Below are 10433 nucleotides of genomic sequence, written 5' to 3' on the forward strand. Positions count from 1 at the left end.
ATAATTATTTGAAAAAGAGATAGATTCCGCCAAGTATTACCAATCCACCGGCTACTCGCTTGATCCAGAGAACAGTCGATGTCTGGTTCGTCCAGTCGAGGTAGCGTTGCAGTCGGGTAGCTAATACACCGGCAATAACAATGACGATACAGTGACCGATGGCGAATAATAGTAGCAAGCTAACCGAAAAGATGAAGTTCGTGTTAGCGAATTGAAACGCAACCCCCAACACGGGTGCCATGTATGCAAAAGTGCAGGGTCCTAACGCGAGTCCGAACAAAAGTCCGATTGCCAGCGCGGAGACGAAAACTGATTTACTGCGCAACGGCTTTAGTTGCACACCAAAATCGGGCATCGGAATTACTTCCATCAACAACAGACCTACGATGACGAATACCGGACTTACGATGTACTTACCGTAAGGACCGATATCACCCATCATCCGCCCCATCCATGCGGTTATCAGTCCGATTACAGCAATCGTAATGAAGATGCCAACTGCGAATAGCGACGAGAGAGCAATCGTACGCTTTATCGAGTTGGTTCCTTGGGCAGCAAGAAATCCCACAACAAGTGGAATACTCGTCAAGTGACACGGACTAAGCAGGATACTAAGAACGCCCCAGAGAAATGCCGCCGTTAGCGCTAACCCACTGCTGGCATACATCGCTTCGCTTAAGGTAGAGAAAAGCGAATCCAATATTATCCTCTCTTGCCAGTTATCGGTTTCAAGCCTTTGCCTTGCAGAAGTTTGTCGATCTCTTTCTCAGAATAGAATCCCTCGTGGCGGAAAAACTCTTTTCCGCTTGCATCGAGAAACACCTGCGTCGGGATCAACCGAACGTTGTACTGTTTCGAATATTTCTTTTGATCGTCTTTCCAGACGTCGTAGAAGATGACTTTTACTTGTTCGCCGTACTTCGCTTCGATGGCTTTCATCACCGGCTGCATCTGTTTGCAGGGGATGCAATTCACCGAACCCAATTCGACGAAAGTAACGATGGGAAGCTGTTTGTTAACTGTATCGGCAGCCGGTTGCTTTGCGGTTTGGAGCGGAGTGTTTTCTTCGCAATACCCATTGCCGACAATAGCGATAAAAATCGCTGCAAGTATAACGATGCGCCGCAACATCAAACACCTCCCTGCAGCCACTGGACGATTTGTTCATCCTTGGGAATTCCTCCCGACCATTTCACAACGCCATCAATTACTAACCCCGGGGTCGAAAGAATACCATACTTCATAATATCTTTGATTTCGGCAACTTTGGAAACCTCGGCGGCAATGCCATGTTGCGCAATGGCTTGTCGCACCTTTTCTTCCAGCAGTTTACATTTAGCACAGCCGGTTCCCAGCACGAGTACTTGTTTCATACCAGTTTATCCTTTACAAAAGAAGATTGAAGAGATATCCCACTAAGAGAATACCCAATCCAACCACACCGATGAATGTCAAGATCAAGCGGATTGTAAGCACCTTGCGTAAGATGATGACTTCCGGTAGCGATAACCCAATGACCGACATCATAAAGGCGAGCACGGTTCCCAAGGCAGCGCCTTTTTCCAGTAATGCTTGTACGATGGGAATAATTCCTGCCGCATTCGAGTACATCGGGATGCCGATTAGTACCGCGACCGGTACCGACCACCACGCCTCTTTTCCCATGATCGAAGCCATGAAATTTTCCGGGACATACCCGTGAATTCCCGCTCCCACCGCAATCCCCAATAGGACATACAACCAGACTTTTCCGACAATCTCCCGTACCGCGTCAATGCCTTTTCCGATTCGCTCTTCCCAAGTGACTTTTACTTCTTCGGCAGGATGAGCTATCGAATCGGGAAGCTCATATACCCAACTTTCGACCCATTTCTCTAATTTCAATTTTCCGATAATCCAACCGGATAAAATTGCTATCAGTAATCCAGTTACGAGATACAACACGGCGACTTTCCAACCGAACAAACCAAAGAGGAGAATGAGCGCTACCTCGTTGATCATTGGAGCCGCAATTAAAAATGAGAATGTTACTCCAAGCGGTACACCGGTTGTAACGAAACCGAGAAACAGCGGTATCGCTGAGCAGCTACAGAACGGGGTTACAACCCCCAGCAATGAGGCTAAAACATTCCCGTAGATTTCCCGTTTCCCTGCCAGCATTGCCCGAGTTCGTTCCGGGGTAAAAAAGGTGCGAATGATCCCGACAAAAAACACAATCAGTGTTAGAAGCAGTATGACTTTCGGTGATTCGTACAAGAAGAATGCGATTGCCGAACCAAACGGAGAATCGTGCGCTAATCCAAAAAGTCCGTAGGTTAGCCAATCGGCAAAGGTCGAAAGATTGATATAGAGCAGCCACCAGAGGATCAGGCTGACACTACCTTTCAGAATGTAGGATAGCCAAGTAGTTGGTCGGGGAGATGTTGGGTTAGAAGTACTCATGATTTTCAATTCACGAACAGTAGTTACAAGGTTACGCTTGATGTGATGTTCTTTGCCGGTTTCTTGGATTTTACCGATTGACATCCATTTTGTTTGAGTGTTAGTTCTGGATACTGTTTCTTAGCAGCAGTAAGAATGTCCGGGAGTAACTTCTGCCATTCCGGTTTCCATAACTCCGGCGCGAGCCGGTAATGCACCCACTGTTCAACCCGCTTTGATGAGAGTAGCCCGGCAGTCCGCAATAACATCAGATGCCGTGATACTGTACTCTGTTGCATCTCGAGCGCTTCATAAAGCTTACAAACGCACTGTTCCCCTTGCGAGAGCAATACCAGTAGTTTCATCCGGGAGGGCTCCGATAACAACGCGAATAATTGTGACAATGAATCCATTTTGGTGTATTCCTGTATGCGTATATGTCAATATACAAAAATGAATCGTAAACCACAAAAGAACAACGATCAGGCTGGCGATCTTACTAATACCAGTTAAATTGATCTCAAAAAAAAAAGCGCAAGCAATTTGCCTGCGCTCTCATTATCTCATGTAAAAACGATTAAACTTTACGTCCGGTTAAGTCTTGTACGAGTCGCTCGCTTATTACTTCGGTGACTTGACTTTGTTCGTAGTACTTGGAAGCTAACCGGTTCGAAATCATTGTCGAATCTGCCGCTTGCGTGGGAGCGGGGGCACTGAATTCCGCTAAATCATTAATTGCACTTGTAACGATGGGATCGCTGGTAAGTTTTCCGGCAATTGCATCAAAGATTTCCGGATTGTCGTAATACCCGGAAGTTAGGCGTTGCTCGACTTCGGAAACTCGGTCGTTACGAACCGCCGGCAGTGCATCCAATGCCGCGATGCCGACTGCTAATTCGTGCTGTTTCGCCAATGCTTCTTGTGCCAGCGATGCGCTGTCGGAACGCAGTGCAGACGGACTTGTACGTCGAGAAGGAGCAATCGAAGAGTCGATTGCATCAGCTCGGGCACTGGCGGCGGCTTCCTGTAATTTTCGCGGATCAATTGACCCTGGGATAGGTGCGATAGCCATTTTACTCTCACTTGAAAATTCGTCGATACGGTAACTCCGAAAATCGTCGAATTTCAATTACACCTTCATGTTTGCGGGATGCTGTTTCGCATCCGGATTCTTCGACAATTCAACCCAGCCTTCCCGTAAATTTGATAAAATCTTAATCACATTGTCAACTCGCTGGATGTCACTTTCCACGTTTGCCAGTAAGATCTCGGTACTAACATAGTTATACAATTTGACTAAATTGAAGGCAATTTCTCCGCCTTGCTTCAAATCGAGTGTCGCACGTAACTCAGAAACCGTCGCCCGCGCCTTTTCCAATGCTTTAGCGGAACTTAACCGGTCATTGCGTTCGACTGCTCCCCGCGCCTCACGGAGATAACGAATGGTCGCATCATACATCAATACGATCAACCGAAGCTGGTCGGTTGTCTGGGCATCTGTATTAAGATACGATTCGTAAGGGTTAAACTTTGCCATATTGCCTCATTATGTCGCTTTAAGTTGACTCATTTGCGAGTTCAACTGGGAAATCATCTGTTCGTACTGAGTATACCGCCGCGATAATGCAGCCCGCGCCTCATCCAATCGATCTCTCTCTTCTGTTATTCTATTATCGAGTGATTCGATCATAGAATTGAGTGTATCAATCGCAGAAGCGGTTGTTCCTCCATCATCGTCGGTCAACCGCGTGATCGTATCGGCAAATTGAACCGCAGCTCCTTTGCCGATTCGTACCGTTGCATTAAGAGTATTCGGTCCACCGCCCGGGTTATTAAAGAAGATTCGTAACCCTTCTACCGGGGAACCTGTTTTGCCAACCAATGTATTACCATTCTCAATCGTTGCCGGGTAGCTGCCAATTGTATTCGTGCCAGAACCATCGAGTAGCCCACCAGCATCATACGTTGCAACTACCACATATTCGCCACCAACGGTATTGCTGGTATGTCCGATGTGAGTTAGTGCTGAATTGGTCGATTCGGTGGTAAAAGCAAAGAGTGCGGTGACGTCGGAAATACTTGCGTTTAATGCGTCCTCAAGTGCGGTACTGTCAACAGTGAGTTCTCCTTCACCGCTGGGAATGATGCCTATCGAAGCTAAACTGGTGTAGTTAGAACCTCCCGGCATTCCTCCAAAGGCACTCGACACAATCGATTGTAAATTTCCCTGTACAGTAGCAAGGTTGGCATCACCCAGCAAAACACCGGAAGTTTTTGTTTCAGTATCATAACTGGAGAACATTTTCGTTTGTTCTACGGCAGCATTATACGCTTCGACAAAACGTTGCACCCGGAGTTTAATTGTCGAGTTATCTTGCGAAATAGAAACAGATACCGGAGTCGCTGTTGTCGCTTTCAGATGAAGTGTAACGCCGGGAAGGGCATCGGAAACATCATTACTGGAAGATTCGATCCAACTCGCTGGAGGTACACCGTCTAACCGGAACTGCGAGTTTTGGGCGGATTGGGTTTCGGTAAAGGTTGCCGTTTTGAATTCGTTCCCGGTAGGTCCCAATGTTGTGCCAGCATCATTGAACGAAATATCGTAATCAGCACCAGTCGACTCGCCGGAAAGGATTAAATGATATGCGGTTGCCGAGCCAGACCCATCATTGATGATTGATGCAACGATGCCAGAGTTATCGGAATCACCGTTAATCAATCCAACCAAACCTTCCAATGTGGTACCAGTAGGTATCGTGATGGTGACGGTATCGCCATCATAGATATAGCTGAAGGTTTGATCGATGCCGCTCGAATTCACGGCTGTTGTGTCATCGTCAGCCCAACCAGCGTGCATTTCGACTTCAGTACGTGCCAATTGGTTTATAATAATCGAGTGATTGGCATTGACGGCGGTTTCGTCCGCATTTAAGGAAACAATAGTCGAGTCGGAGCTGGCGGTAGCTTTGGCGACAAAGCCGCTGGAGGTGGCAATTGTATTAGCTGCAGATTTTAATGTATCGAGGGCATTTTCAATTGAGTTCCAAGAAGTCAGCTTACGTTGCTCATTACTCCTCTTGGTAGAGAGGGTATTGAGGGTAGCTGACTTAAGTTCGATCTGGAGATCGATTAGCTGTTGCCAATCGATTCCGGAACTCAGGCCGGAGAGATTTTGGACTGCCATAGCGAACAGGCTCCTCTAATGAGTAGACCTCACGCTCCGGCATTTCGACCGGAGGTGCGGCAGAGTAATCGCGAAACCCGCGCTCCCCTACCGCACCGCGCCCCTCCGGTCAATGCGAATCGGGGATTATCCGACGAGTTGTGCGACGATCTGTGGCGTTTGATTCGCCTGTGCCAACATCGAGATACTGGTCTGCATCAGGATTTGGCTGCGAACAAATGCCGACATTTCTTGTGCTATATCAGCGTCACGGATTTGCGATTCCGATGCGACTGCGTTTTCGTGCTGAATTTGGATGTTCAGAATCGAGTTACGCAGGCGGCTGACATACGAACCAATACGTGTCCGTTCTGTGTCTTTCGAGTTGATGGCAGTATCGAGTGCAGTAATTGCCGACTGGCTATTTACTGTATTCAATACATTCAACGAATCCAGACCAAGCGCACTGGCGGTCATGTTACCCATAGATACGTAATAATAGTCGTTATTCGCGGTATTATACGTACCGATGTGCAACTTGATTCCGTTCGAACCGGAACCCGAATACGTACCGTTCAACAAATACAAACCATTGTAGTTGGTGACGTTCGCAATACGGGTGATTTCGCTCTTCAACTGTTGGAACTCAACATCGAGTGAAGCGCGATCATTGTCGGTCAAAGTGCCATTAGACGCTTGCACTGAAAGTGAACGCAGGCGAATTAGTTTCTCATCGATCACCGAAAGGGAACCTTCTGCAGTCGCCAACATATTGACTGAGTATTCCATGTTTCGTTCGGCTTCATCCATCGATGCGATCTGCGCTCGGAACCGCTCGGAAACGGCCAACCCTGCGGGATCGTCCCATGCATTGTTGATCCGTAACCCGCTCGATAGGCGGTTGATGGCCGTATCCATGCTAAGCTGGTTCTGGTAAACATTCCGCTGACCCGTCAGCGAGAGAATATTGTGATTAATCCGGGTACTCATTGCGTTTCCTCCTGAGGTGGTGACCCCTGTCATTACTCTCATCGGCAGGAAATATCGCAACTTTACGCTAAATCATTAAAACTCATATACTTAAACTGTAGCTTTGGATATTGATTCAAAAGCGCTTTTAGTACTTATTTATCACAAGTAGAGAATTACATCGAAATTGCTTTAACTATTCTTAAGTGATTAATATGTGTTGCGTGATTATCAATCACTTAGCGCGATGTGATTCATTGTTTGCTTGCACGATATCGAAAATCTTGTTGAAGTAAATCAAACGATTTGTTGAGAATTCGTCATCCGCGCCAAAATGTCCGGGATAGTAGAGCAAAAAAGGCAAAAAACTCCACTCGACCGAAAATCATGCCAAGAATCAAAAAGGCTTTCGCAGTGGGTGGAAATGTACTACACCCCGTGCCGATTGCTGCCGAGCCTAACCCAATTCCCCCGCCGGAAATCGCAGCGACCCCCGTTGAAATTGCGGTTTCCCAATCCAATCCACTCCACGTAATCGCCAGCAACAGCAATAACGTGAAAAAGAGTGATAGCGATAGGAACGACAAGACGTCGGATACTGTTGATTGTGGGATGAACCGACCATCGATTTCCATGCCCAGTATCGCTGATGGGTGAATGCTTCTTCGCAACGTGGAGCGAATCTGTTTCAGGAGCAATACGATGCGATGAAACTTGATTCCCCCGGCGAGTGAACCTGCCATTCCGCCGATCGCCATCGCTAATACGAGCAAACTTTGTGCCGCAGCCGGCCAATTGGACAGAGTTGTGTCAGATTGGAAACCGGTTGTGGTTGCTGCCGAACACACGTGAAAAACCACGGTTTTCGCAGCATTCCAATCGTAGCTCCCTTGTAATGGTTCGAGGATGAACATGGCAAGAACAGAGAGGATGAGTAAGTAGAGGAGGTAAGACTGAAGTACTTTTGAACGAAGTGGTGCGGTAAAATCGCCCCGTACACCTTGCAACAACAGCAAGTAAGAAATGGAGCTGATAATCATAAAAAAAGTAACGATTTCAAGAGTGAGCGGGTGGCGGAATGGTGCAAAGCCATCGGCTGTGACCGGTAATCCACCGGTTGAAACAGTACTAAGTGTCAAACACAATCCTTCAAAGAGCGGCATTTCCAAGAACTGCAACAGTAGAAACATTACGATTGTGATCACGAGATAAACAAGCCAGATCCACCCGATTGCGTGTTTCGACCGCAGCGAAATCGTATCAAAAGCACCACTGCCGCTTTCAACTCGAAGTAACTGGTGCCCAGTGCCGCCGAGCGAGGGGAGAATAGAAGCCCCTAATGCAAGAATCCCAAATCCACCTAACCATTGCATTAACAACCGCCAGAACTGGAGAGCGTGAGGGAGTACTTCGGGATTTGGGTAAACAAACAGACCATTGGCAGTTATCGCAGAGGCGGCTTCAAACCAACCATCCAGTGGTGAGGGGGAGGTTCGGTGGAAGATTAAAGGTAATCCGCCCCAAAAAATGCAGGTAACAAAAGTAAGTGCCGTAATAAGATAGGATTCCCGGAGTCGGATTTCAGTATTGTTCCGATATACAAAAAAGAGAAATCCACCAGCGAGAAGTAAGTAACTACCCAACCAACGCAGAACGGTGTATCCGCCGTCGCCGTAAACATTCGCCCACAAGCTCGAGACCAACATCCCCGCACCGAGTAGAAACCAGGAGAACCCGACAAACCGCCAGACTGTTCGATATCGTAGTTGCATGTGCTCAAGTTACGCGATTGTGAGTTGAGAAACATACTATCCGGGAGCTACTCGGCACTTGCATCGAATCGAATGCCTCGGGAGTCATGACCGCTGGTGTACTTTCCCAGTGTGCGAATTCCTTTTTCAATCCGGTCTAATTTCTGTTTCAGCTGTGTGGATTCGGTTGATAGAAGAACCATCGTTTGGCGATCCAACTCCAATACTTTTTTTTTCAAATCGGGTGGCAATATCGGGGCCGACTGCTCGCGTCTCGTGAGTATCACGCTTACGGTAGCCTCGTCGCCGGCTTGGGCGGCTGCCAGCAACTGTTGTGACAAACGCAGGTATTGATCTGCGGTTAGTTTCTCACTCACCGAGCAACTCCGCCCCTTTTTGTTCGATTTCCTGAATTATACCTTCCCAAGTTGTTAGAATCGGGGTAAGTTCATACTCCAGTAAATCGGCAACCAGAATCCAGTCACTCTCTTCCTGAGCTCCGACAATTTCTTCGATCATCTCTCCGAGTGCAGAGTAGTGATCCAGCACCGGTTCGCCGTTAAATAAAAACGTACCAAAATCGAGTTTTAGAAGTCCGCGAATACGTTCGACGGTGTGAGTAATCAACGTCAACCCATCGGCGATTCTACCCATCGATTGACTTGCCTCGTTGATTTTTCCAAAGCGGTACCATTCGGTTGCATTTCCGATTTCCGCTTTCATCCGGACAATGAAGTCCTGCATCATCGGGAGAGTATCGAGTGCCAGCACGATGGGGTCGCCAGTAAACAGCTCGATGGTAGAAAACTCCTGAGCTGAACGGGAGTAGACTTCATGTTGAAATTTACCAGTAACATCCTCCCCATCGACCACGACGCGAACAATGCTTTTGCGCGGCGTTTGTACATCCGCTCCGATTTCCTTGATCGCTTCACGTAACGGAATCGCGTTCACATTCGAAAAGGGATAAGTTACACCGTCTATTTTCACTTGCATTTCTGCTCCTAACTTTCAAACAAAATATGAGTCGCGCTCAGTTATGGTACCGTGCGACGTTACCGATGTCCGGGAGTAATGCCGCTCCAACATCACTTGTAATATAGTGCGTACCCGATGGCGGTACGTATGTTTCTCAAGGATTGTCTGCAATTGTCGCAATCGTTTTTCTTCAGCCTGCTCGGGTTTGTGCAACAACCATTTTGCTAATGCAGTCGCATCATCCCGGCTGGTAAACGTAAAAAACGCCTCCGGTGAAAACAATCGCGTCAAATCCGATTGCCGGTCGGTGAGCAGGATACCGCCGCAGAGTGGGACGTCAAACACCCGTTGGTTCACTGCTGTTGGCATTTGATAGCTGGTAAGATTCAGAACAAACGCTGCTTTACTGTAAACATCGGGCAATTCGGTAAAGTAATTCACCGCGGGAAATCGTTGCAGTCCACCCGGAGCATACTGCCACCCTTCGTCGCCATAGACCGCAAACGGTATTGTTTCGGCGAGTGATTGAACTATCTGCCACCGGTATTGCCGCGACGCTTCGATCACAATCGCTGATTCTAACTCGAGGGATTGCGCTTTGTCGGATAGTTCCGGCATTTCGTTCCATTCCCAGATCGGCAAGCGATTCTGGTGTAGCCATTGCGATGCTTCAGCAATCCAGTGATCGAATTGCGGCGAATCAGGCAGTCGTTTCCGCCACTTCACGGCAGCAGCAAATTGGCTATCGCCGACAAACGTTCCGATTGCGTTTGATTTTTTCGCAGGAGCACGGAGGCGGCGCTCATCGCCGGCTAACGGCAGCCAAACTGAGTTTGGAAACCATTCCGCCAACCGTTTTGCGTACGCTTCTTCCCAGAGAAAGGTGGTCACCAAATCAGATTGATTCCCCCGGTGATTTTGTAGAATGTAACTCGGGGAATCGACAAACCAGCTTGCAATCGGTAGTTGTAACTTCTCTAGCAATCGCGTTAATGCCCCTTCTTCATCAAAACCTAAGTGGTTAATCGTCAATAATAAACTGGGATGGGTCGCTTCAACCGCTTCTAACAGCCGCTCGACAAAGGTGTTGCGCTGCCAAAAGGAAATCTCGACAACAGTGACTCCTTCAGCCCGCAGCGCTGCCAAGA

13 protein-coding genes are annotated in these 10433 nt (G+C 47.9%); all 13 read right to left on the reverse strand.

Annotated features, from left to right (window positions below; genetic code table 11):
• Positions 1–4 precede the first annotated feature (4 nt).
• Positions 5–703, reverse strand: a complete 699-nt coding sequence (locus OEM52_10920; protein MDK9700644.1) for a cytochrome c biogenesis protein CcdA — start codon at positions 701–703, stop codon at positions 5–7.
• Positions 703–1131 carry a thioredoxin family protein gene (locus OEM52_10925; protein MDK9700645.1) on the reverse strand — a complete coding sequence of 143 codons (429 nt, stop codon included), beginning with the start codon at positions 1129–1131 and terminating at the stop codon, positions 703–705. Before OEM52_10925 ends, OEM52_10920 begins: the two co-directional genes overlap by 1 nt.
• On the reverse strand, positions 1131–1373 hold the full coding sequence (locus OEM52_10930; protein MDK9700646.1) for a thioredoxin family protein: 243 nt from the start codon (positions 1371–1373) through the stop codon (positions 1131–1133). The genes OEM52_10925 and OEM52_10930 overlap by 1 nt, the downstream gene beginning before the upstream one ends.
• A gap of 13 nt (positions 1374–1386) precedes the next feature.
• A complete protein-coding gene (locus OEM52_10935) occupies positions 1387–2442 on the reverse strand; it encodes a permease (protein ID MDK9700647.1) in 1056 nt (351 codons plus the stop codon).
• A gap of 23 nt (positions 2443–2465) precedes the next feature.
• On the reverse strand, positions 2466–2834 hold the full coding sequence (locus tag OEM52_10940) for a metalloregulator ArsR/SmtB family transcription factor (protein ID MDK9700648.1): 369 nt from the start codon (positions 2832–2834) through the stop codon (positions 2466–2468).
• 164 nt (positions 2835–2998) lie between these two features.
• A complete protein-coding gene (locus OEM52_10945) occupies positions 2999–3493 on the reverse strand; it encodes a hypothetical protein (GenBank protein MDK9700649.1) in 495 nt (164 codons plus the stop codon).
• 57 nt (positions 3494–3550) lie between these two features.
• Positions 3551–3958, reverse strand: coding sequence for a flagellar export chaperone FliS (fliS, locus tag OEM52_10950; GenBank protein MDK9700650.1), 408 nt, complete (start codon positions 3956–3958; stop codon positions 3551–3553).
• Between the two features lie 9 nt (positions 3959–3967).
• Positions 3968–5608, reverse strand: a complete 1641-nt coding sequence (fliD, locus tag OEM52_10955) for a flagellar filament capping protein FliD (protein MDK9700651.1) — start codon at positions 5606–5608, stop codon at positions 3968–3970.
• A gap of 126 nt (positions 5609–5734) precedes the next feature.
• Positions 5735–6577 (reverse strand): flagellin, encoded by an 843-nt coding sequence (locus tag OEM52_10960; protein ID MDK9700652.1) that lies wholly within the window; start codon positions 6575–6577, stop codon positions 5735–5737.
• Between the two features lie 299 nt (positions 6578–6876).
• The gene (locus OEM52_10965; protein MDK9700653.1) at positions 6877–8328 is read right to left on the reverse strand and encodes a hypothetical protein; all 1452 of its coding nucleotides are present in this window, start codon (positions 8326–8328) and stop codon (positions 6877–6879) included.
• 47 nt (positions 8329–8375) lie between these two features.
• On the reverse strand, positions 8376–8684 hold the full coding sequence (locus tag OEM52_10970) for a hypothetical protein (protein MDK9700654.1): 309 nt from the start codon (positions 8682–8684) through the stop codon (positions 8376–8378).
• A complete protein-coding gene (locus OEM52_10975; protein MDK9700655.1) occupies positions 8677–9303 on the reverse strand; it encodes a hypothetical protein in 627 nt (208 codons plus the stop codon). The genes OEM52_10970 and OEM52_10975 overlap by 8 nt, the downstream gene beginning before the upstream one ends.
• Before the next feature lie 15 nt (positions 9304–9318).
• Positions 9319–10433, reverse strand: a 1115-nt coding sequence (locus OEM52_10980; protein MDK9700656.1) for a glycosyltransferase, incomplete at its 5' end; no start/stop codon positions are given.

Source organism: bacterium (assembly GCA_030247525.1).
Classification (GTDB): domain Bacteria; phylum Electryoneota; class JAOADG01; order JAOADG01; family JAOADG01; genus JAOTSC01.